General features: G+C 72.8%; 17 protein-coding genes and 1 tRNA gene. 9 read left to right on the top strand and 9 right to left on the bottom strand.

Annotation, left to right across the window (positions count from 1 at the left end; translation table 11 throughout):
* Positions 1-201 precede the first annotated feature (201 nt).
* Together lysX and NUM_RS07870 are read left to right on the top strand one after the other, a co-directional pair.
* On the top strand, positions 202-3,549 hold the full coding sequence (lysX, locus tag NUM_RS07865) for a bifunctional lysylphosphatidylglycerol synthetase/lysine--tRNA ligase LysX (RefSeq protein ID WP_225918403.1): 3,348 nt from the start codon (positions 202-204) through the stop codon (positions 3,547-3,549).
* Positions 3,549-4,463, top strand: a complete 915-nt coding sequence (locus NUM_RS07870) for an alpha/beta fold hydrolase (protein ID WP_207124095.1) — start codon at positions 3,549-3,551, stop codon at positions 4,461-4,463. The genes lysX and NUM_RS07870 overlap by 1 nt, the downstream gene beginning before the upstream one ends.
* Before the next feature lie 259 nt (positions 4,464-4,722).
* Here the strand turns inward: NUM_RS07870 and NUM_RS07875 are convergent, their stop codons facing one another.
* From NUM_RS07875 to NUM_RS07890, 4 genes are all read right to left on the bottom strand, one after another.
* Positions 4,723-5,466, bottom strand: coding sequence for a VOC family protein (locus tag NUM_RS07875; RefSeq protein ID WP_207124097.1), 744 nt, complete (start codon positions 5,464-5,466; stop codon positions 4,723-4,725).
* A gap of 227 nt (positions 5,467-5,693) precedes the next feature.
* A complete protein-coding gene (locus NUM_RS07880; RefSeq protein WP_207124099.1) occupies positions 5,694-6,509 on the bottom strand; it encodes a hypothetical protein in 816 nt (271 codons plus the stop codon).
* A 9-nt stretch (positions 6,510-6,518) separates the two neighbouring features.
* Positions 6,519-7,430 carry an endonuclease/exonuclease/phosphatase family protein gene (locus NUM_RS07885; protein WP_207124101.1) on the bottom strand — a complete coding sequence of 304 codons (912 nt, stop codon included), beginning with the start codon at positions 7,428-7,430 and terminating at the stop codon, positions 6,519-6,521.
* Between the two features lie 229 nt (positions 7,431-7,659).
* On the bottom strand, positions 7,660-10,929 hold the full coding sequence (locus NUM_RS07890; RefSeq protein WP_225918404.1) for an efflux RND transporter permease subunit: 3,270 nt from the start codon (positions 10,927-10,929) through the stop codon (positions 7,660-7,662).
* A gap of 181 nt (positions 10,930-11,110) precedes the next feature.
* Here NUM_RS07890 and NUM_RS07895 point away from each other — a divergent pair, with 181 nt between their 5' ends.
* Positions 11,111-11,698, top strand: a complete 588-nt coding sequence (locus NUM_RS07895; protein ID WP_207124104.1) for a MarR family transcriptional regulator — start codon at positions 11,111-11,113, stop codon at positions 11,696-11,698.
* A gap of 74 nt (positions 11,699-11,772) precedes the next feature.
* Here NUM_RS07895 and NUM_RS07900 read toward each other — a convergent pair whose 3' ends face one another.
* A complete protein-coding gene (locus NUM_RS07900; protein WP_207124105.1) occupies positions 11,773-12,714 on the bottom strand; it encodes a sigma-70 family RNA polymerase sigma factor in 942 nt (313 codons plus the stop codon).
* Between the two features lie 336 nt (positions 12,715-13,050).
* On the opposite strand from NUM_RS07900, the gene NUM_RS07905 reads away from it, so the two are divergent.
* On the top strand, positions 13,051-14,802 hold the full coding sequence (locus NUM_RS07905) for an AMP-binding protein (RefSeq protein WP_207124107.1): 1,752 nt from the start codon (positions 13,051-13,053) through the stop codon (positions 14,800-14,802).
* A gap of 51 nt (positions 14,803-14,853) precedes the next feature.
* Here the strand turns inward: NUM_RS07905 and NUM_RS07910 are convergent, their stop codons facing one another.
* From NUM_RS07910 to NUM_RS07920, 3 genes are all read right to left on the bottom strand, one after another.
* The gene (locus NUM_RS07910) at positions 14,854-15,603 is read right to left on the bottom strand and encodes a DUF4232 domain-containing protein (RefSeq protein WP_207124109.1); all 750 of its coding nucleotides are present in this window, start codon (positions 15,601-15,603) and stop codon (positions 14,854-14,856) included.
* 108 nt (positions 15,604-15,711) lie between these two features.
* Complete coding sequence (locus tag NUM_RS07915; RefSeq protein ID WP_207124112.1) at positions 15,712-16,617, bottom strand: MurR/RpiR family transcriptional regulator; 906 nt, start codon at positions 16,615-16,617, stop codon at positions 15,712-15,714.
* A gap of 122 nt (positions 16,618-16,739) precedes the next feature.
* A complete protein-coding gene (locus NUM_RS07920; protein ID WP_207124114.1) occupies positions 16,740-18,035 on the bottom strand; it encodes an exo-beta-N-acetylmuramidase NamZ family protein in 1,296 nt (431 codons plus the stop codon).
* Between the two features lie 248 nt (positions 18,036-18,283).
* On the opposite strand from NUM_RS07920, the gene NUM_RS07925 reads away from it, so the two are divergent.
* The 4 genes from NUM_RS07925 (at position 18,284) to NUM_RS07940 (ending at position 20,895) form a co-directional block, all read left to right on the top strand.
* Positions 18,284-18,634, top strand: a complete 351-nt coding sequence (locus NUM_RS07925) for a DUF488 domain-containing protein (RefSeq protein WP_207124116.1) — start codon at positions 18,284-18,286, stop codon at positions 18,632-18,634.
* Positions 18,635-18,720: 86 nt separating this feature from the next.
* Positions 18,721-19,344: an oligoribonuclease gene (gene orn / locus NUM_RS07930; protein WP_207124118.1), complete on the top strand. Its 624-nt coding sequence runs from the start codon at positions 18,721-18,723 to the stop codon at positions 19,342-19,344.
* Positions 19,345-19,402: 58 nt separating this feature from the next.
* A tRNA-His gene (locus NUM_RS07935) sits at positions 19,403-19,478 on the top strand.
* Between the two features lie 421 nt (positions 19,479-19,899).
* Positions 19,900-20,895, top strand: coding sequence for a class I SAM-dependent methyltransferase (locus NUM_RS07940; protein WP_207124119.1), 996 nt, complete (start codon positions 19,900-19,902; stop codon positions 20,893-20,895).
* 792 nt (positions 20,896-21,687) lie between these two features.
* Here the strand turns inward: NUM_RS07940 and NUM_RS07945 are convergent.
* Complete coding sequence (locus NUM_RS07945; protein WP_225918405.1) at positions 21,688-22,632, bottom strand: cation diffusion facilitator family transporter; 945 nt, start codon at positions 22,630-22,632, stop codon at positions 21,688-21,690.
* Positions 22,633-22,802: 170 nt separating this feature from the next.
* Between NUM_RS07945 and NUM_RS07950 the strand changes: the two genes are divergently transcribed.
* Positions 22,803-23,216, top strand: a 414-nt coding sequence (locus NUM_RS07950; protein WP_207124121.1) for a cbb3-type cytochrome c oxidase subunit I, incomplete at its 3' end; no start/stop codon positions are given.

A 23,216-nucleotide genomic window follows, 5' to 3' on the forward strand; every position in this document is an offset into this window, starting at 1 on the left:
CGAGCGCCCAAACTCGCTGGCGTGGCGTACATCCACACTTACCGCGCGTTTGCCTGCTCCCGATTACGCTGAGAGACGATCGCGCCCCGACGATCCGGGGACGCCGCGACGGCGCCACCGTCCATCCCTGACCGCAGGCACGGCGGACGCCGCCGTCGGGCCGTACCGGCCCGATCCGCTGCGCGTAGGGCTGGAGCAAAGGTGACGAACGAGGCGACCGGCACCAGGTGGGACCGGCTGCGGCCACGGGTACCCACCGTGTTCGCCACCTACCTGGGCCTGCTCGCGCTGTACGGGCTGGTCCGGGCCGCGATCCCGCCGCTGCGCGACTACCTGTACTGGCCGACCGCGCTGATCGAGACGCTCGGCCTGCCGGCGTCGGTCAACCTCGCCTGGGTGGCCTTCCTGGTCATCCTGGCCGCCGCGGTGGCCCGGCGGAAGCGGGTCGCCGGCGTCATCCTCGGGGTGCTGCTCGGGCTCGCGCTGCTCACCGACCTGATCGGCGACGCGTACATCGTCGTCAGCCTCGCCACCGGCCACGACCTGCCCGAGGTGTACGGCGCGGACATCGTGTTCACCGCCGTGGGCACCGTGTTCGTCGCGGTCGAGGTGATCGTGCTGGTCCGGGCGCGGCACGAGTTCTACGCCCGGGTGCAGCGCGGCAGCTTCCGCAAGGCGACCGCCACCCTGGTCCTGGGCCTCGTCGCCACCGCCGGCATCGGCTACCTGCTCGTCACCCTCGATCCGGGCACGCTCGCCGGGCGGCGCAAGCGCGCGTCCTGGGTCGGGCACCGGCTGCTGGACTCCAGTGACCCGCTGCACGGCCCCGGCGGCGCACCGCACTGGATCGCCCTGGTCACCGGGCTGTGCGTGGCGGCGACGCTGTTCGCCGCGCTGCTGGTGCTGCTCGCCTCGCAGCGCACCGCCGCGGTACTGCCGCCCGACGACGAGGCGCGCATCCGGGCCCTGCTCGACCGGTACGGCGAACGTGACTCGCTGGGCTATTTCGCCACTCGGCGGGACAAGTCGGCGATCTTCTCGGAGTCGGGCAAGGCGGCGATCACCTACCGGGTGGTCGGCGGGGTCATCCTCGCCTCCGGCGACCCGATCGGCGACCCGGAGGCGTGGGCACCGGCGATCGCGGCGTGGCACGCCTTCGCCCGCCGGTACGCCTGGACGCCCGCGGTGATGGGGGCGAGCGAGCAGGGCGCGACCGCGTACGCGCGGGCCGGGCTGCGGGCGCTGCAACTGGGCGACGAGGCGGTGTTGCACGTCGCCGACTTCACCCTGGACGGCCGGGAGATGCGCGGCGTGCGGCAGGCGGTGCGCCGGGTGCAGCGGGCCGGCTACACCACCCGGATCCGGCGGCACGCCGACGTGCCGGCCGAGGAGATGGCCGAGATCGTCGCGCGGGCCGAGGCGTGGCGCGACACCGAGTCCGAGCGTGGCTTCTCGATGGCACTCAGCCGCCTCGGCGACCCGGCCGACGGCCGCTGCGTCCTGGTCGAGGCGATGGCACCGGACGGCAGCCCGGCCGCCCTGCTGTCGTTCGTACCGTGGGGCCGGCACGGGCTGTCGCTGGACCTGATGCGCCGGGACCCGGACGCCGACAACGGGCTGATGGAGTTCATGGTCGCCGGGGTCGTCGCCGCGGCCGCCGGGCTGTCGGTGTCGCGGATCTCGCTGAACTTCGCGGTGTTTCGCGCCGCGTTCGAGGAGGGCGCGAGGATCGGCGCCGGGCCGATCCTGCGGCTGTGGCGCAAGCTGCTGCTGTTCTTCTCCCGCTGGTGGCAGATCGAGTCGCTCTACCGGTCGAACGTCAAGTACCGGCCGGTCTGGCTGCCGCGCTACCTGTGCTTCGGCGACACCCGGGACGTGGCACGGGTCGGTCTCGCCTCGGCGATGGCCGAGGGGTTCGTCACCGTGCCCCGGCTGTCGGCGCTGCTCAACCGGGGCCGGGACCGGGCGATCAGCGCGCCCCCGCCGCAGCCGCCCGCCACCGGTCCCACCGTCGGCCCGCCGGACGAGCCGGACGAGCCGATCGCCCCGACCAGGCCGCCGGTGCCGGAGCAGGTCGCGGTACGGCTGGCCACGATGGAGAAGATGCGCGCGGCCGGCACCGACCCGTACCCGGTGGTTGCGCCGGTCACCGACGGCTGCGGCGAGCTGGCCCGGCGCGCCGCCGAGCTGCCCGCCGACCATCGCACCGGCGAGGCGGTACGGGTGGCCGGCCGGGTGCTGCTCGACCGCGACCACGGCGGGGTCCGGTTCGCCCGGCTGCGCGACGCCACCGGCGACCTGCAGGCGATGCTGACCGCCGCGGACACCGGCGACGACGTGCTGCGCCGCTGGTCCGCCGAGGTCGACCTGGGCGACCAGCTCGCCCTCGACGGTGAGCTGGTCACCAGCCGCAGCGGCGAGCCGTCGGTACTGGTGCGCGCGTTCACCATCACCGCCAAGTGCCTGCATCCGTTGCCCAACAAGCATCGTGGCCTCACCGACCCGGAGGCGCGGGTACGGGCGCGGCACCTGGACCTCGCGCTGCGGCCGGCGGCCCGGCGGCTGCTCGCGGTGCGCGCGGCCGCGATCGGTTCGCTGCGCGCCACCCTGACCGGGCGCGGGTTCCTGGAGGTGGAGACGCCGATCCTGCAGCGGGTGCACGGCGGCGCGAACGCCCGGCCGTTCCGCACCCGCTCCAACGCCTACGACCTCGACCTGTACCTGCGGATCGCGCCCGAGCTGTTCCTCAAGCGGCTGTGCGTCGGCGGCGTGGGCGCGGTGTTCGAGCTGGGCCGCGACTTCCGCAACGAGGGCGTGGACGCCACCCACAACCCCGAGTTCACCATGCTGGAGGCCTACCAGCCGTACACCGACTACCAGGACATCGCCGAGCTGGCGCAGACGCTGATCCAGTCCGCGGCGACCGCGGCGTTCGGTGCGCCGGTGCTGCGGCGTACCGCCGCGGACGGGTCGGTGTCCGAAGTGGACATCGGCGGGCGGTGGCGGCGGCGCACGGTGCACGAGGCGGTGGCCGCGGCGGTCGGCGCGCCGGTCACGGTGGACACGCCGGTCGCCGAGCTGGCCGCCCACGCCGACCGGCTGCACGTGCCGTACGAGGACGGCGAGAGCCACGGTGAGCTGCTGCTCGACCTGTACGACAAGCTGGTCGAGCGCACCACCGTCGAGCCGACGTTCTACCTGGACTTCCCGGCCGACGTGTCGCCGCTGACCCGGCAGCACCGGCGCGACGACCGGCTCGCCGAACGCTGGGACCTGGTCGCGTTCGGCGCCGAGATCGGCACCGGCTACACCGAACTGACCGACCCGGTCGAGCAGCGGCGCCGGCTGACCGAGCAGTCGCTGCGCGCCGCCGGCGGTGACCCGGAGGCGATGGAGCTCGACGAGGACTTCCTCACCGCCCTGGAGTACGGCATGCCGCCCACCGGCGGGCTCGGCCTCGGCGTGGACCGGCTGGTGATGCTGCTGACCGGACTGTCCATCCGGGACACCCTGGCGTTCCCGATGGTGCGCCCCGGCGGGCGGTCCTGATGCCCGCTCGCCCGCGGTCGCGGTCGGAACTGATCAGCCTCGACGGCGAGCTGGTGCACGTGGTCGACGGCGGTACCGGTCCCGTCGTGCTGTTCTGCTGCGGCCTCGGGCAGAGCTGGTTCGACTGGGACGCGGTGGTGCCGTTGCTGCGCGGCTACCACCTGGTCCGGCTCGACCGCCCCGGCCTCGGCCTGTCCCCGCGCTCGACCCGACCGTCCACACTGGAGGTCGAGGCGGCTCGGATCGCCGCGGCCGCCGACCACTTCTCCCCCACCGCGCCGGTCACCGTGGTGGCGCACTCGGCCGCCGCGCTGCACGCCGAGGCGTACGCGCGGACCGCACCGGGCCGCCTCGCCGGCCTGGTGCTCGTCGACCCCAGCTACGAACCCGACGCGGTACCGACCGAGCACCCGCTGCGCGGGCTCGAGACGCTGGCCCGGCAGGCCGACGCGCCGCTGTCCGGGCTGCTCGCCACCGTCCCGGTCGGCCGGCTGATCGGCCCGCCCGCGGTGCGCCTGGCGTACCGGCACAGCACCGCGCGGCGGCTCACCGGCCCGGACCGGCCGGGTTGGCCGCCCCGCCCCGACCCGGTGCCGGACGCGCTGACCGCCGTGTACTCGTCGGGCGACACGCTGGCGAGCATCGTCGCCGAGCTCGCCGCGTACCGGGGGCAGGCGGTGGCGCTGCGGGCGATGCGCGCCGCGCCGTTCCCGCCGGTACCGGTGCGGGTGCTCGCCGCGACGTACGGGCTGGGCGCCGACCGGGCCGCCGCCTGGTCTGCGGGCACCGCCGCGCTCGCCGCCGAGCTGGCCGGCGCCCACGAGGTGCTGCCGGACGCGGCGCACCTCGCCATGCTCGACCGCCCGGACGCGGTCGCCGCCGCCGTTCGCGCCCTCACCCCGGCACACCCCTGACCGCGCGCTCACCCACCCGCAGCGCCGAGCCGCTCCCTCACACGTGACCCACCTGCCACCGCCGGCCCAGCGTGGCCGTCGGTCGTGCCGGTCAGTCCCGCGTGACACCAACCGCCGGCCGGCCGACCCGGCACGGCACCGGGCACGCGCCGGGCACTCCAGCCGACACCCGCCGCCGGCCGGCCGACCCGACACCAGGCACTCCAGCCCACGCCGGCCGCCGGCCGGCCGACCCGGCACGACGCCGGGCGCGCGCCGGTCAGTCGGGAGTGGTGCCGGTGTCGGGGCTGCGCCGGGTCACGCAGTACGGCAGGCCGGCCGGGTCGCGCAGGGTGATCCAGTCGGCGGTGCGGTGGCTGCGCCGGGCGCCCCGGGCGACGTGCCAGGCCGCCTCCGCCTCGATGTCGTCGCAGGCCAGGTCGAGATGCGCGGTCGCCGGTCGGGCATCGCCCAGCCGCTGCAGCAGCAACCGCAACGGCATCCCGGCCGGCCCGGCCAGGTGTCGGAACTCGGGCCGGGAATCCGTCCGTAGCTGCCAGCCGGTCAGCGCGGACCAGAAACCGCACTCCCGCTCGTAGCCGTCGGGCGGCAGATCCAGGCAGACCTGGTCGACCAGGCTGCGGGTGCCGTCGCCGCGGGTGACCGGCCCCGGCCGTACCGCCTCGCCGTGCGCCGCGACGACGCAGAACGCCAGCCCGGCCGGTGAGTCGAGCACGGTGAGCCCGGGCTCCTGGAACCGCGTCGTCGCGCCCAGCGAGCGGGCCCGCTCCGCCAGCGCCTCGGGGTCGTCCGCGTGCAGGTCCAGGTGGCTGCCGCCGGCGCCGGCGAACACCGTCTGCGCACGCAGGTACGCGTCGCCGGTGGGCGGTAGCAGCGTGACGAACTGGGACCGGTCGCCGCGGCGGGCCGAGAGCGTCGAACCGGTGACCGCCTGCCAGAACGCGACGTCGCGGTCGGCGAAGGCGGGCGGTACGTCCACGAATGCGGTCAGCCAGCGCAACATCCGACCAGCCTACGACCGCGCCGCCGACCGGGCCCGCGCACGACCGACCGGGCCCGCGCGCGACCTGGCCGCGCAGACAGGTGGCCCGCGCATGACTCGGCCGCACCGGCAGGTGGCACGCGCACGATCCGGCCGCGCCAGCGGTGGGACGGTGCGCGAGCGGCCGCGGGGTGGGCCGGCCCACCGACCCGATCCGGCCCGGAGCGCGGTCGATGACGGCGCCGGGGTCAGGCCGGTTCGCCGAAGCGGGCCAGCAGGACCGCCGAGACGACGGCGAGCGCGAACCCGCCGGCCGCGATCGGCCAGTACCCGGCCCGGGTGCTGTCGCCCAGCAGCAGCGCCCCGACCGCGGACGGCACGACCGACTCGCCGAGTACCAGCGCCGAGGTCGCGGCCGCGACGGCACCGGTCTGCAGCGCGGTCGTGAACGACGCGAACGCGGTCACCCCGGCGACGATCACCAGGTACGCGGCCGGGTCGCGGACCAGGTGTGCCGGCGAGAGGCCGGGCAGGATCCGGGCCGCGATGGCGACGATGCCGAACCCGAGCCCACCGGCGAGACCGAGCGCGGTGCACCGGGCTCGGCTGGGCAACCGGCTCGCGCCCAGCGCGGCGAGGATCAGTACGGCGGTCGCCACGACCAGACCCCAGCGGAACGCCGCGCCGACCGTCGGCGTCCCCTCGGCACCGGCGGAGACACCGATCGAGGCGAGCCCGACGCACACCCCGGCGACCGCGATCCACTCGTTGACCGACAGCCGCGCCGACAGCAGTGGTACGGCCACGACCGCGGTCACCGCGAGCGAGCCGGCGACCGCCGCCTGCACCGCGAACAGCGGCAGGCTCCGCAGCGCGACGATCTCGGCGACGAACCCGGCCAGGTCGCAGCCCAACCCCAGCAGGTACGGCAACCGCAGCACCACCCGGAGCAGTCCGCGCAGGCCCGAGCCGGGCGGCTCGGTGCGCGCCGCGTACGCCTGCAGCGCGGATGCGACGCCGAACAACACCGCGGCGCCCAGTGCCGCCAGCAGGCTGATGATCACCGCCCCAGGTTACGGGGCGATGCTCGCGTCGACGACGAGCGCGGCGTGGTCGGAGTAGAAGCCGCCCGGACCGTGCCGGTCGAGGCGCTGCCAGAGGGTGGTGGCGGCACGCACCCGGACCCGCCGCTCGTCGACGAACACGTAGTCGATCCGGTGCGGCAGCCGTTGTCCGCCGGCCGCCCGGTCGAAGGTACCGCCGGGATCGGTCGCCGCGTCCGGGTGCGCGAGCCGGTACGCGTCGGCGAAGCCGGCCTTCGCCAACCGCGCGGTGACCTGCCACTGCGGCCGCACGTGCCGCCGGTACGCGGGGTCGCCGGCGGCGAGGTCGAGGTGCGACTCGGTGTTGAAGCCGCCGGCGAGCAGCACCGGCACGTCGGGGTCGGAAAGCGCGGTCGGCAGGTGCTCGGTGAGGATCTCCTCGATGTTGGCCAGCTGCGGCAGTTCCAGCAGGGCCAGCTGCTCGTCGTTGCGGGTGCGTTCGGCGCCGTCGACGAGTTCGGCGACGGTGGCCTCCAGCGCGTCGGGGATCGCCACGTCGAACCGCAGCCAGGTGTCGAACACCGCGACGTCGCCGCCGCCCGGCAACCGCAGCCGCAGCCCGCCGAAGTTGTAGCTGTCCACGGTCCGCCCGGCCGGCGCCGCCAGCCGCTCGAGCACCGGCAGCCGGGTGACGATGGCGAGGTTGTCGTCGGTACCGTCGGCGGCCAGCCGGTGCCCGCGGTAGTCGGTGTGCCCGGCGGCGTGCAGCCCGGCGACGATCCGGTCGGTGGCGCCCTCGGTCTCCACGCAGCACAGCACGTCCGGCGCGACGTGGCCGATCAGGTCGGTCATCTGGTCGAGCACGTCGCCGGCCGGGGTACCGGTGCCACCGCGGCACAGGTTCCACACCATCAGTCGCAGATCGGACCTCGGGCCTGTCATCCGTCACACCTCCGCTGCGGGCGCGGACCCGGTGTCCTCGCGACACGAGGTGTCCGCACCCGGTGGGTGCCGGGTAGGGCCGCCGCCACGGTCTGTCAGGCTACCGCGACCGCGCGCGGCGCGAAGCCTGGTCTGGCCATCGAACATGCCGTTCGTCTGTTACGGACCGACGTGCCGCGGCGGGCGGGAGCCACGGTGGCCCACCGCCCGCCGCACGTCGGGCCGCCGGTCACTGCGCCCCGGCGGCGGCCGGCTCGCGCTGCTCGTCCAGCGCCGCCTCGGCCGCCTCCCGGCGCAGCCGGCGCTTCTCCCGCCGGCCCTCCACCATCGTGTAGAGCGCCGGCACCAGCAGCAGCGTCAGCAGCGTCGAGGACACCAGGCCGCCGATCACGACGATCGCCAGCGGCTTGGAGATGAAGCCGCCCTCGCCGGTCAGCCCGAGCGCCATCGGGATCAGCGCGCAGATCGTCGCCGCGGCGGTCATCAGGATCGGCCGCAGCCGGCGTCGGCCGCCCTCGACCACCGCCTCGGACACGCTCATCCCCTGCCGCCGGTACTGGTTGATCAGGTCCATCAGCACGATCGCGTTGGTGACCACGATGCCGATCAGCATCAGCAGGCCGATCAGCGACGCGACGCCCAGCGCGGTGTTGCTGGCCAGCAGCGCCACGATCGCGCCGGTCGCCGCGAACGGCACCGACACCAGCAGGATCAGCGGCTGCAGCAGCGACCGGAACGTCGCCACCATGATGATGAACACGATCGCGATCGCGGCGAGCAGTGCGATCCCCAGCGACGTGAACGCGTCCGACTGGTCCGAACCGACGCCGCCCATGCTCCAGTCGGCGCCCGTCGGCAGCTTCAGCGCATCCAGCTTCTTGGTCAGGTCGGTGGTGACCTGACCGGTGTTGCTGCTGGTCGCGGTCGCCGAGACGGTCGCGCTGCGGTTCCGGTCGGTGTGCGAGATGGTGACCGGGCCGTTGACCTGCTTGACCGTCGCCACGTCCGACAGCGGCACGGTGCCGGTCGCCGTCGGTACCGGCAGCGCCTTGAGCTTGTCCATCGTGGCCGGCGCCGCCCCGGTACGGACGATCACGTTGCGATCGGCCCCGTTCAGCTCGATCTTCGCCGCCGGCGCGCCCTGGAACGCCTGCTGCACCAGCTGGGTGATCGCGGTGTCGGTCAGGCCGTACTGGGCGGCCCGGCGGTGGTCGACGGTCACCTGCACCTGCGGGTTGGTCGGCGACAGGTCGCTCTCCACGTCACGCAGCTGCCCGGTGTGCTTGAACGCGCCCTCGACCTGGCGCGCCGCCGTGCGCAGCGTCGCGTCGTCCGGGGCGGTCACCACCACCTGCACGTTGCTCGCGCCGAAACCGGTGACGTCACCGAAGGTCACCTCGCCGACGCCGGACAGCTCGTCGATGTCGTGCCGCAGCGAGTCGGACAGCTTGTCGGTGTCGGTGCCCTCGGTCACGGTGACCTGGAAGCTCGCCTGGTTGGAGCTGCCGGTACCGAAGCCGGTGGAGCCGACGGTCGCCTGGTACGACTTGATGTCGCCGTGCCGGCGCAGCACGCCCTCGATCTTCTCCGCCGCGGCGCTGGTCGCCGAGAGGCTGGTCCCGACCGGCATCTTCTCCGACAGGCTCAGGGTGTCCTGACCGGACGAGTCGAGCAGGTTGGTCTTGAGCCCCGGCGCCAGCGCCAGGGTGCCGACGAACACCACGACCGCGATCAGCACCGTGACGAACCGGTGCCGGGTGGCGAACCGGATGACCGGCACGTACGCGCGCTGCAGCGGGCTGCGCCGCTCCTTCTCCAGCGCCTGCTGGCGGGCCAGCTCGGCCTCCGCCGGCGAGACCCGCTTCGGCGCCTTGAGGAACCAGTACGCCAGCACCGGGGTGATGGTCAGCGCCACCAGCAGCGAGGCCAACAGCGCCACCACCACGGTGATCGCGAACGGCGCGAACAGCTCGCCGACCATGCCGCCGACCAGCCCGATCGGCAGGAACACCGCGACCGTGGTCAGCGTCGACGAGGTCACCGCGCCGGCCACCTCGCGCACGCCGGACAGCACCGCCTCGCGCTTCGGTTCGCCGTAGCCGAGATGTCGCTTGACGTTCTCCAGCACCACGATCGAGTCGTCGACCACCCGGCCGATCGCGATCGTCAACCCGCCCAGTGTCAGCAGGTTGAGGGTGTCGCCCTTCAACCACATCACCAGCAGCGCGATCATCACCGACACCGGGATGCTGACCACGGTGACCAGCGTCGCCCGCACCGACAGCAGGAAGATCAGGATCACCAGGACGGCGAACACCAACCCCAGCATGCCCTCGGTGAACAGGTCCTTGATCGACTTCTGCACGTACGGCGCCTGGTCGGAGACGATGGTCAGCTGGCCGCCGGGGCCGAGGTCGGACTTCAGGTCGGACAGCTCGTCGCGCACCTTCTCGGAGATCGCGACCGCGTTGCCGTCCGGCTTCATGGTGATCGACACGCCCAGGCTCGGCTTGCCGTTGGTACGGGTCAGCGACGTCGCCGCCGACTCGGTGACCTTGACGCTCGCCACGTCACCCAGCCGTACCGGCTTCGCGGCCTTCTGCTGCCCGCCCTGCTGTCCGGTGGCACCGGACTGACCGGTGCCCTGCTGCCCCGGGCTGCCGGACGGCCCGGCACCCTGCTGGCCGGCACCGGCCGCGGCCGGCGACAGGTACAGGTCCTTGATCTGCTGGACCGAGTCGAACTTGCCGCCGACCTGCACCGACAGGCTCTTGTCGCCTTCGGTGAGGGTACCGGCGGAGGCCCGCGCACCGGCGCCCTGCAGTGCGGTGATCACCGCGGTCGGCGCGAGGCCCGCCTTGGCCAGCTTCGCCGGGTCCGGGGTGATGGTGACCTGCTGGTCGCGCACCCCGGTCACGTCGGCGTCCTTGACCCCGTCGATCTTGCGCAGCTTCGGCGCGATGGTGTCGGTGAGCCGCTGCCCGAGCTGCTGCTGGGACAGCGAACCGGACGCGGCCAGCGTGACCACCGGCAGCGAGTCGGTACTGCCGGCGAACACGCTGGTCTGCGCGTTGTCCGGCAGCTGCGCGTCGATCCGGTTGACCGCCTGCTCGATCTTGTTGGTCGCGTCGTCCAGGTCGGTGCCGTACTCGAACTGGGCGAGCACGGTGGCCGACCCGGACTGCGAGGTCGACGTGACGCTCTCCAGGTTCGGTACCGCCTGGATGGCGTCCTCGATCGGCGTGGTGACCTGCTCCTCGACCACCTGCGGCGAGGCGCCCTGATCGGTGATCAGGACCGCGGCGATCGGGAACTCCAGCGACGGCAGCAGCTGCTGCCGCAGTGATGGAATGGAGTACGCCCCGAAGCCGATGATCACCACGGTGATCAGGGCGACGAGGCTACGGTTGGCGAGACTGAGCCGGGACAGCAGCCACATACTGGCTTTCCCCTCGTTGTCCGGGGCCGCGGGCGACGCCGGCACGGCGCGCGGCGTCACCCTGTGCAATCTGACCGCGGTGGTCGCGACGCCACACGGACCCGCCAGTCCGGCGCGCTGCCGCGATCACTAGTACGGTTCAGGGAAACAGTTTGGCTGACCCGAAGTATCCGGCCGGCACCGGCCCCCGCCCCAACACGGACAGTGGTCCGCCGGATACGAGATTGAGGGGGAGACGGACGTGGCCACCGGCGACGAGCTGATCGGCAGGATCCTGGCGGACGGGCAGCGGCTCCAGCAGGCGGCGGCCCGGCTGCGGCCCAGCCCGCTGCTCGACCTCAACCTGACGATGCAGCAGCTCAAGGTGCTGATCGCGCTGGCCCGCGGGGCGAGTTCCGGCCAGGCGCTCACCGACGTGCTCGGCGTCCGGCTGGCCACCGTCACCGGCATCGTCGACCGGCTCGCCGCCCAGCACCTGGTCAGCCGGCGCGAGGATCCGAGCGACCGCCGGGTACGGCTGATCGAGCTCACCACCGCCGGGCGCCGGCTGCTGGACCGGCTCAACGAGGCCGGCGAGTTCGCCACCCGGCGGTTGCTGGAGCGCCTCGACACCGAGGGCCTGCGTACCGTCGCCGCGGCGATCCGGCTGCTCTGCGAGGCCGCCGAGGGCGAGGCCACCGACCGCGAGCCGGCGACCAGGGCCGATCGCGAGCACGCCACCGGGGCCGGTCCCGACCCCGAGCACACCGCCGCGGACCCAGCCTCGGACCGGGCACCCGGCACCGGAGCCGGCGCCCGGCCGCGGTCCGGAACCGCCGCGACCGGCTGAGCAGGTACCACCGGGCGCGAAACGGCGGCCGACCCCGGGTGGGGTCGGCCGCCGTTCGTGGTCGTGGCGAGCGGTCAGGCGGCGTCCAGGCCGCCGGCGCCGGCCAGCTCGCGCAGCCGGTGCAGCGCCTGGATCTCCAGCTGCCGGATCCGCTCCCGGGACAGCGAGAACCGCTGCGCCACCTCGGTGAGCGAGTGCTCCCGCCCGTCGTCCAGCCCGTACCGGGCGCGGACGATGCCGGCGGACCGGTCGTCCAGGTGGCCGAGCAGCCCGTCCACCCGGTCGCGCTCCATCCCGGCCAGCACCAGGTCCTCCGGGCTGGGCGAGTCGGTGTCGGCGACCAGGTCGCCGAGGTTCGTGTCGCCGTCGTCGCCGACCGGGGTGTCCAGCGACACCGTGTCCTGCGACCAGCGCTTCAGTTCGTTGATCCGCTCGACGCTGACGCCGAGCGCCTTCGCCAGCTGCTCCGCCTCCGGCTCCTGGCCCAGCTCACGGGTGAGCTGGCGGGTCATGTTGCGCATCCGGTTGACGTCCTCGACCAGGTGCACCGGCAGCCGCACGGTGCGCTCCTGCTGCGCGATGGCCCGGCTGATCGCCTGCCGGATCCACCAGGTCGCGTAGGTGGAGAACTTGAAGCCGCGCTCGTAGTCGAACTTCTCGACCGCGCGCACCAGGCCGGTGTTGCCCTCCTGGATGAGGTCGAGCATCGGCATGCCGCTGCGCACGTACCGCCGGGCGATGGAGACCACGAGCCGCAGGTTCGCCTTGACGAACTGCTCCTTGGCCCGCTGCCCCTCGACCACCAGCCGGGTCAGCTCCGCCTTCGACGCGCCGTGCACCGTCTGGCCGGCTTCGAGCAACTTGTCGGCATACAGCCCGGCCTCGACCGCCTTCGCGATCTCGACCTCACCGGCCGCGTCCAGCAACGGCGTCCTGGAAATTTCGTGCAGGTACACACCGACCAGGTCGCGCTCCTCGGCGACTTTGTCGGTGCGGATACCCGTGTCGTTCGCCACGTTCGCCGTCCTCCCGTTGTGCTGAGCTGCCCGCTGTGCGCCCTGCCACTGCGTACAACGTCCTACCGACCGGGCTGATTCCGAGCTAGGCTGTATGGCCCATCACCGCAACCGGCTGCCCCCGCCGCCGATCCGGTAGTCTCCCGGTCCCTTCATGTAACCGTCTTCGCCTGCGGTCAACCCTGGTAGAGACTGGGAGAAAGCTGAAAACCTCTCCGACGCCCCCACCGCGGCGTCCCGCGCACCACACTGTTGCCAGGCTCGCCGGCCGCTCGCCGGCTCCCTTGATCATCGAGCCCACCCGCAACACTGGTGAGACGTCCGAGAGGGGCGCGCATGGCACACAGTGAGACGACCACCACTCCAACCGGTGACGGCACGGCGTTATTCCGCGCGGCCCGGGACTTCCTGCTGGAGGTTCGCGAGGACCACGACCGGGCCTACCGCGAGTTCGGCTGGCCGGAGCTCACCGGCTTCAACTGGGCCCGCGACTGGTTCGACGCGGTACTCACCGCGCAGCACCCGGACCGGATCGCGCTGCGGGTGATCGAGGAGGACGGCAGCGACACCGAGCTGACCTTCGCCGACCTGACCGAACGGTCCACCCAACTCGCCGCCTGGCTGGCCGCCGAGGGCGTGGCGCGCAACGAACGGGTCATCGTGATGCTCGGCAACCAGATCGAGCTGTGGGAGACGCTGCTCGCGCTGATGCGGCTGGGCGCGGTGGTCATCCCGGCCACCACCCTGCTCGGCCCGGCCGACCTGCGCGACCGGGTACACCGGGGCGAGGCCCGGCACGCGGTCGCCCGCTCCGCCGACGCGGCGAAGTTCGCCGACGTGCCCGGGTCGTACACCCGGATCGCGGTCGGCGAACCGGTCGAGGGCTGGCTGCGCCACGCCGACGCGTACGGCTACGGTGGCCTGCCGCCGGAGCCGGACACCGCGGCGACCGATCCGCTGCTGCTCTACTTCACCTCCGGCACCACCGCGCAGCCCAAGCTGGTCGAGCACACTCACCAGAGCTACCCGGTCGGGCACCTGTCGACGATGTACTGGCTCGGGCTGCAGCCCGGCGACGTGCACCTCAACATCTCCTCGCCGGGGTGGGCCAAGCACGCCTGGAGCAACCTGTTCGCGCCGTGGAACGCCGGCGCCACCGTACTGGTCTACAACTACCAGCGGTTCGACCCGGCCGCGCTGCTGGACGTGCTGCGCGACGCGGCGGTGACCACGTTCTGCGCGCCGCCGACGGTGTGGCGGATGCTCATCCAGGCCGACCTGTCGGCCGCGCGGCTGAGCCTGCGCGAGGTGGCCAGCGCCGGTGAGCCGCTCAACCCGGAGGTCATCGAGCAGGTCCGGCGCGCCTGGGGGCTGACCATCCGGGACGGGTACGGCCAGACCGAGACCACCTGCCAGATCGGCAACCCGCCCGGCGCGCCGCTCAAGCTCGGCTCGATGGGCCGGCCGCTGCCCGGGTACCGGATCACCCTGGTCGACCCGGCCACCGACACGGTGGTGACCGAGCCCGGGGTGGAGGGCGAGATCTGCATCGACCTGGACCACCGGCCGGTGGCGCTGATGACCGGGTACCGGGACGACCCGGAGCGCAGCGCCGAGGCGATGCGCGGCGGCCGGTACCACACCGGCGACGTGGCGAGCCGGGACGACGACGGCTACCTGACCTACGTCGGGCGGGCCGACGACGTGTTCAAGGCGTCGGACTACAAGATCTCCCCGTTCGAGCTGGAGAGCGTACTGCTGGAGCACCCCGCCGTGGCCGAGGCCGCGGTGGTGCCGGGCCCGGACCCGGTGCGCCTCGCGGTCCCCAAGGCGTACGTGGTGCTCGCCGCCGGCGTGGCGCCGGACGCGGCGACCGCCCGGGACATCCTGCGTTACGCCCGGGAACACCTGGCGCCGTACAAGCGGGTACGGCGGTTGGAGTTCGCCGAGCTGCCGAAGACGATCTCCGGCAAGATCCGCCGGGTCGACCTGCGCAACCGCGAACAGCAGGTGCACGGTGCGGGCACCGACGCCGCGGTGCGCTCGCCCCACGAGTACTGGGAAGAGGACCTCACCGACACCCCGTGAGGCGCCGAGCCGCCGGCCCGGGGCGAGTGGGCCCCGGGATCGGCGCGGCGGTCAGCCGCCGGCGGTGGGGCCGGAGCCGGACGCCAGCGGGCCGACGGTGATCGCGCCGTGGCCGCAGACCGGCCCGTACGACCAGGTCGCGTGCGCCGTGCCGGACGCGCCCGGCAACGCCACCTGCAGCCCCTGCGGGGTCGCCTCGCAGTTGCCGGTCTGCGACTCGCCGGTGGTCGCCACCGCGCCCCAACTGGCCGGCGCGTACATGGTGGCGTGCGCCTTCAGCGACACGGTGCGCGGCCGCTGTGCGGTGTCGTGCAGCACCGAGGTGGCGATCTTGCCGCCGGAGCCGGACACCAGCTGGAGCCCGACGTAGCCGGACGACTGGCAGCCGCCGCCGGTGTTGGTCAGGATGATCGACGCGTGGTGGGTGCCCGCGGCCGCACCGAGCGGCCGTACCGTCGCCTTCAGCTGGCCGGGGCGGCAGCGCTTCGACGCCGGTACCGCTCCGCCGCCGGAGGCCGCGGTCGACCCGGTGGCGGAACCCTTGCCGCCGCTGCTCGTGCCGCCGGACGAGGTGCCGTCGGAGCCCGACGCGCCGGCGGAGCCGGAACCGGCCGAGACGTGCAGGCTGCCGCTCGGGGCGGGGCTGCTGCTGCCGTGCGCCGAGTGCCCGGCGGTGCTGCCCGTGCCCGAGCCGGCCGCGTCGTCGTGCGACGAGCCGCAACCGGCCAGCAGCACGGCGGCCGCCGCGACCGCGCCCAGGGCGAACGCCCGCCCACCCGACCACCAGTGACGAGTACCCATCCGTGCCTCCCCGGTCGTGCCCGAACCGAAGCGAAGTGCCCGTCGATCGTAGGTTCTGTGCTGGTTTTCCGCAGCCCGGCCGGAAATGAACCACTCCGGCGGTCGCGGTCAGTTGCGGCGGCGGCCGGCCGTGGCGCGGCGGGACGCGACCGCCTCGGCGGTGGCCTCCAGGTTGCGCTTGGTGCGGGTCCGGTTCTTCGCCGCGACGCCGACGAACAGGCAGTCGACCACGGTCAGCTGGGCCAGCCGGCTCGCCATCGCGCCGGACCGGTACGTGGTCTCCCGCGCCGCGGTGGTCAGCACCACGTCGGCCACCTCGGCGATCGGCGAGCGCGGGTAGTTGGTCAGCGCGATCGTGGTGGCACCCTGCTGCCGGGCCTGGTCGAGCACGTCGACGCAGTCGGTGGTGGTACCGGTGTGCGAGATGCCGAGCGCGACGTCGCCCTTGCCCAGCAGCGCCGCGCTGGTCAGCGCGGTGTGGGTGTCCGGCCAGTAGAAGGCCGTCCGCCCGATGCGGTGCAGCTTCTGCTGGAAGTCGGCGGCCACCGAGCCGCTCGCGCCCACCCCGAACACGTCGACCCGGCCGGCCGCGGACAGCACCGCCACCGCCTGCTCGCAGGCGGCGACGTCGAGCTGCTCGGCGGTCTCCTCGACCGCCCGGGCATCGTTGAACGAGATCGTCGCGATGATCTGCGCCATGTCCGCGCCGGGCGGGATGTCACCGCCGACGACCCGGGCGTCCGGCGGTTCGACCCGGCGGGCCGCCTCGGCCGCCAGCCGGATCCGCAACTGCGGGTACCCGCTCATGCCGACCGAGCGGCAGAACCGGATCACCGTCGCCTCGGAGGTGCCGGCGGCCGACGCGAGTTCGGTGATGGTCTGCCGCGCGGCGGCGGCGGGATCGGCGATCACCAGGCGGGCGACTCGCTGTTCGGCCGGCGACAGCGCCGGCAACAGCCCGCTGACGTGCACGATCAGGCCGCCGGGCGCGGCATCGTTGGCAGTCTTGGACACGGGCGAGGCACCTCGATCTCTCCGACGGGTCGGTCAGCCGGTGCTGGGACCAGTGTCGCAGTCGACGGTTGCGCGGGCTCCGACACCGATGCTGGTACACCTCGGCCGGCGCTCAGTAAAACTCATCGTCCGGGACCGGAGTACAGCAGGTAGCGACGACGCCGGGCCCGGAACGCCGACAATTCGCCCGACCAAGCATGTATCACATCGGACGCGCCGGCACCGTCGTCGATCATCGTGCGCAGCCGGGTGGAACCGGTCAGCTTGTCGATCCAGTACGGCCGGACCGGGTCGTAGTCGTCGTAGCGCCAGGCGAACCCGTCGTACTTCTTCGCCTCCACCAGCATGGTCACCGCGGTGGCGATCGGGTCGTACCGCGCCGGGTCGACGATCTCCACCTCCAGACCGTTGCACAGCGTGTTGGCGTACTTGTTGAACGTCGGCGTGAAGTAGGCCTCGCGGAAGCGCACCCCGGGCAGCTCGGCGGCGTTGAGCCGGTCGCTCCAGTGGTAGTCCAGGTAGGGGGCGCCGACCAGCTCGAACGGGCGGGTGGTGCCGCGCCCCTCGGCGGCGTTGGTGCCCTCGAACATGCAGGTACCCGGGTAGACCAGGGCGGAGGTCTGGGTCGGCATGTTCGGGCTGGGCAGCACCCACGGCAGGTAGGTCAGATCGGTACCGAGCTGGTCGGTGCGCCAGTTGCCGACCTGCACGACCGACAGCTCGACCGACCGGCCGGCGTCGGTCGGCAGGAACTCGCCGTTGTAGAAGCGGGCCAGCTCGCCGGTGGTCATCCCGTGCTGCTGGACGATCTCCTTCTTGCCCACGCCGGACTCGTAGCCGGCGGTCATCATCGGCCCGTACGCCCGGCCGCCGCACGGGTTCGGCCGGTCCAGCACCACGTACCGCAGCCCGACCTTCGCCGCCGCCACCATCGAGTCGTACAGCGTCCAGATGTAGGTGTAGAAGCGGGCGCCGACGTCCTGGATGTCGTAGACGACGGTGTCGATGCCGGCCTTGCGGAACATGGCCGCCCAGTCGTCCTGGGTGGCGCCATACGCGTCGTAGACGGTCAGGCCGGTCCGCGGGTCGACGCTGGTGCCCTCGGAGCTGCCGGCCTGCGCCGAGCCGCGGAACCCGTGCTCCGGTCCGAACACCCCGACGATGTCCACGGTGCCGCCCTCGACCATCAGGTCGACCGCGTGCCGGTACGCCGAGTCGACGCCGGTCGGGTTGGACACCATGCCGACCTTCGCGCCGGCGAGCGCCTTCCAGCCGTCGTCGATCAGGTTCTGCAGGCCGGTACGGACCTGCCGGTGCCCGCCCGGGTGCGCGGCGGCCGGTGCGGCGCCGGCGCCGATCGAGGTGGCACCGACCGCCACCGTGCCGGCCGCCGCCGACAGCAACGCGCGTCGTCTCATCGACCTCACCCACATTCCGCCCGGCCGGCCGGATGCCGACGCCGTTTCGGAAATTACAATCGCCATCGGTGCAGGTCAAGAAAATCGCTTTCAGAATCCGGCGCGTCGTACCGCCCGGATCGCCGGGCCCGCCGGTGCAGGTCCACCGCCGGTACCCGAGACGATGCGACAGGCGCCAGGTCGCGCCGCGGTGGCGATCCCGCCAATTTCGGCCCATCGGGCCGGTTGGCACGCAAAGATCTGTAGACATGATCGAGGTCAAGCGCGTGTACGACGAATCGGCCAGCACCGACGGAACCCGCGTGTTGGTCGACCGGCTCTGGCCGCGTGGCGTCGCGAAGGCGGACGCCGACTTCGAATGGGAGAAGGTGGTGGCTCCGTCCGATGCGCTGCGGATGTGGTACGCCCACATACCCGAACGATTCGAGGAGTTCAGCCGCCGCTACCGCGGCGAGCTGACCGACGCCGAGCGGACGGCGGCGCTGGAGCGGCTCTCCGGCATCGCCCGGAACGGCACGTTGACCCTGCTCACCGCCACCAAGGACCCCGAGCACAGCCAGGCCGCGGTACTCCAGCAGGTCATCGCCGAGCGGGTCTGACCGGGACGGTTCGCCGGTCCACGACCCACCGACACGCGTCCGAGCCGGGCCGGACGACCCGGCTCGGACGGCATAGGGTGTGCGATGTGACAGGACACCTCGTCTGGATCGACTGTGAAATGACCGGCCTCGACCTGCGCCGCGATGCGCTGATCGAGGTGGCGGTGCTCGTCACCGACTCCGAGCTCAACGTGCTCGGCGACGGTGTGGACATCGTGATCAAGGCCGACGACGCCCTGCTGGACTCGATGACCGAGGTCGTCCGGGACATGCACGCCAAGTCCGGGCTGACCGAGGAGGTCCGGGCGTCCAGCGTGTCGATGGCCGAGGCCGAGGATGCGGTGCTCGACTACATCCACACGTTCGTGCCGGACCGGCGCACCGCCCCGCTGTGCGGCAACTCCATCGCCACCGACCGCGGCTTCCTCGCCCGGGACATGCCGCGGCTGGACGACTTCCTGCACTACCGGATGGTCGACGTGTCGTCGATCAAGGAGTTGTGCCGCCGGTGGTACCCGCGGGCGTACTTCGGCCAGCCGCAGAAGGGGCTCGCGCACCGGGCGCTCGCCGACATCGAGGAGAGCATCCGGGAGCTCGCGTACTACCGGAAGGCGATCTTCGTGCCGCCGCCCGGGCCGGACGTGGAGACCGCGAAACAGATCGCCGCGTCGCTGTCCGCCACCCCGGAAACCGCCCCCGAAACCCCGTAGTCGGGCTCACCGCGGCACCCGCTACTATGAACCGGCACGCCGAGCCCGGCGTGCAATGGTGGCTGTAGCTCAGCTGGTAGAGCACCGGGTTGTGGTCCCGGGTGTCGTGGGTTCAAGTCCCATCAGTCACCCCACACGAGCGGCCTCGGTCCTGCGGGACCGGGGCCTTCGTCGTCTCTCCCCCGCCCCGCATCGAGCACCGCGGCGGCGCCGATCACCAGGCCGCCGGTACCGCCGGGCGGCACGCGTTCGGGCGAACAGGGGACGAAGCACGACGCCCGCCCGGTGACGTTCCGGTTCCGGCGAACGGGTCGAACACGACCGCCGGGCAGGTGTCTCGCCGTCCGGCGACAGGAGTCCCGTCCGGCCGTGGACGGGGGCACCGCTGGCGATCCGCGGCACCCCGGGTCCGCCGTGCAGGTGACACGGCGGCGGCCGGCAGACCCTCCCGGTGGCGGTCGGTAGTGTCGCGACCGCGAGTCGCAATTGACCGACGTCGATCGGTGGCGCGACGGACAGCGGCACCGACCGACCAATGCCGAGCCTGGATTGGTCATGACATACCGTGCGAATGGCCGCGAACCGGCCGACTACGACAGCAACGGGTACGACTACCGTAGCTACTGGCGTGGCCGCGACTACGAGTCGCACGCCGAACAGCATGCACTGGGCCGACTGCTACCCCGCCTCGGGCACGTCGAGTGGTTCGCCGACCTCGGCGGCGGTTTCGGCCGCAACCTCGCGCACTACGCCGACATCGCCGAACACGCGGTACTGGTCGACTACTCGGCGAACAACCTGCGTACCGCCGAGGCACGGCACTACGCGGCCGTGGACCAGGGACGGCTGCACCTGGTACGGGCCGACCTGCGGGCGTTGCCGTTCATCGACGACGCGTTCGACGCCGCCATGGTGGTCCGGGTGCTGCACCACCTCACCGAGCTCGACCGGTACTTGGCGGAGATGAGCCGGACCATCCGGGGCCGCTGGCTGCTGGACGTGCCGATCAAGCACCACCTGCTCGCCCGGCTGCGCGCCCTGCGGTACGGCTCGGCGGTGCCGCTGAACGACCCGACGCCGGAGATCACCGGTACCACCTCGGGCGCGTTCCGGCTGTACCACCTGGGCGCGGTGCGCGGCTCGCTGGACGCGCTGGGCTGGGACACCACCGAGGTGGCGAGCGTGAACAACCTGCGCCGCTGGGACCGGCGGCTGCCGCCGCGGCTCACCGACGTGTTGCAGGGGCCGGCGGCCGGGATCGAGGCGGTCGCCCAGCGGGTGGGCCGCGGCTGGTGGGGGCCGAGCCAGTTCGTCCTGGCCAGCCGGCGCGACCCGGCCCGGCCGCGGCTGCGACCGGTACCGGAACAGACCCAGCCGCACACCAGGGGGCTTGCCGCCCGGATGGCGTGCCCGTCCTGCCGGGGCGGCCTGGACTGGACCGACTTCGCCGCGTTCTGCCGGCGCTGCGGCCTGTGTTACCGGCACCACGACGGGTTCTGGGACTTCGCCGCCGGCGTACCGGCGCCGGTGCCGGCCGAGGCGATCGCCTGAGCGACCCCGAGTGTGGAGATGGCGGACGGCCCGGCGCCGGGAAGCGCCGGGCCGTCCGCCTCGTGCCGGCTGGTGCGCCAGGGGGTCGCCCACCAGCCTTCGTGGCTGATTGGGGCACCAGGGGGTCGTGCACCAACCGTCCGCAGCTCGGTGGTGCACCAGGGGGTCGTGCACCAACCGCTCGTGCTCGCTGGTGCGCCAGGGGGTGCCGCACCAGCCGCTCGTACCCGGATGGCATGCCAGGGGGTGGCGCACCATCCGCACCGCGCTCGTGCACCAGGGGGTCGTGCACCAGCATCGGCTACCGACAGTAACGGTACGCCGAGTAACCACGATCGGCCGCCATCCGGCCTCTGATCTGCGGGTGCGCTATCCCACATGAACGCGAGGGCAGCTCACAATAACTCTCCGTAGAGAAATTGCTCGATTTCTGACACCGTTGTCGGACCGATGCCGGATCTCGTCGCCGGCGCGCGGTTGCGACCAGGCCGCGTGGTACCGCAGGGTCTTTGGTCCTACCAGATGGGGACCGAAGGTGCGAGGCTACGGAGCGCTCACGGAGCATAAGCTGTGAGCAGCGGGAAAGGAAGCCGGACGCCTCTGGGGGGTGTGCGTTCGGTACCGACCCGCTGCGGGGTCCGAACCCGGACCGAGCGCGGCCGACTGCCGATCCCGGCGCAGCCGCCCGGCGTGAGTGATCCGCCGATCCGGGGGACGACCGGACGTGGCTCGCCTCCCGATGTTCTGGGGGGTGCATCGGGAGGCGAGCCTCTCTCGTCCCCCAGCCCAGCATCAGCCGGACGGGCGGTGCACCGGCCCGTGGCTGCGCTCGCAGTACGGTTCGGCGGCCGGCGCCGCGGCAGCCGGCTGATGGTCGACCTGCAGGGTGCTGTGGTCGACGTGGTAGTCGTCGCGCAGCAGCCGCTCCATCTCCCGCCGCACCCGGTGGCAGTCGTACCCGGGGCGCACCAGCACGTGCGCGGACAGCGCCGGTTCACCCGAGGTGATCGTCCACAGGTGCAGGTCGTGCACCTCGGCCACGCCGTCGCAGCCCGCGAGCCGCTCCCCCAGCGCGCCCGTGTCGGTACCGGCCGGCGCCGCCTCCAGGAAGATCCGGCCGGAGTCGCGCAGCAGCCCGACGCCCGCCTTCGCCATCAGCGCCACGACGACCAGCGTCGCGATCCCGTCGGCCCGGTCGAAGCCGGTGAACAGCATGACCGCGCCGGCCACCGCGGTGGCGACGAACGCGAACAGGTCGGTCAGGATGTGCTGGTACGCGCCGCGGATGTTCAGGCTGGTCCGGTTGGCGCGGCCGATCAGCCAGGTGGCCACCAGGTTGACCACGACGCCGACCAGCGCGGTGCCGAACACCAGCCCGCCGGCGACCGGCGGCGGTTCGATCAGCCGGCGGATCGCCTCGTAGCCGAGCCAGACCGCGAGCAGCAGCAGGGTCAGCCCGTTCGCCTGGGCGGAGAGGATCTCGACCCGGCGAAACCCGTAGGTGAAGCTGCCGCGCGGCGGCCGGGCCGCGAGCCGCATCGCCACGAGCGCGAGGGCGATCGAGGCAGCGTCGGTGAGCATGTGCGCGGCGTCGGACAACAGCGCCAGCGACGAGGCGAGCAGGCCGACCACGACCTCGCCCGCCATGTACGCCACGATCAGGGCCAGCGCGGCGGTCAGCGGCCGGCGGTCGGCGTCCGCGGAGACCGCGTGCGAGTGTTCGTGTTCCCCAGCCACCAGGCCAATATATGAACACATTGCTATGTATGCAAACCATGGCCGCGACCGGGTGTCGCGAGATCCGGCAAACCCTCCCGCCAGGCGGGATTGAGGTACTACGGTCACAAGTCAGGGCGTCACCGCAGTGACGCGCTCAGTACCCATGTCGATGTGCGGAGGACCGGGTAATGACCCTGACCACGCCGAGGCCGTCGGGTGAGGAGCTCAGCCCGCGGCCCATCGTGACCCGTCCCTGGCCGGTACACATCGCGCCGCGCGGCTCCTGGCTGGCCCGCACGATCCGGACCACCGACGCGAAGCAGATCGGGATCATGTACATGGTCACCGCGTTCGGCTTCTTCATCGTCGGTGGCTTCCTGGCGCTGCTGATGCGCGCCGAGCTGGCCCGGCCGGGCATGCAGTTCCTGTCGCCCGAGCAGTACAACCAGCTGTTCACCATGCACGGCACGATCATGCTGCTGCTGTTCGCCACACCGATCCTGTTCGCCTTCGCCAACTACATCGTGCCGCTGCAGATCGGCGCGCCGGATGTGGCGTTCCCGCGGCTGAACGCGTTCGCGTACTGGCTGTACCTGTTCGGC

Origin of the sequence: Actinocatenispora comari, from assembly GCF_017312725.1 — a bacterium.
GTDB lineage: Bacteria > Actinomycetota > Actinomycetes > Mycobacteriales > Micromonosporaceae > Actinocatenispora > Actinocatenispora comari.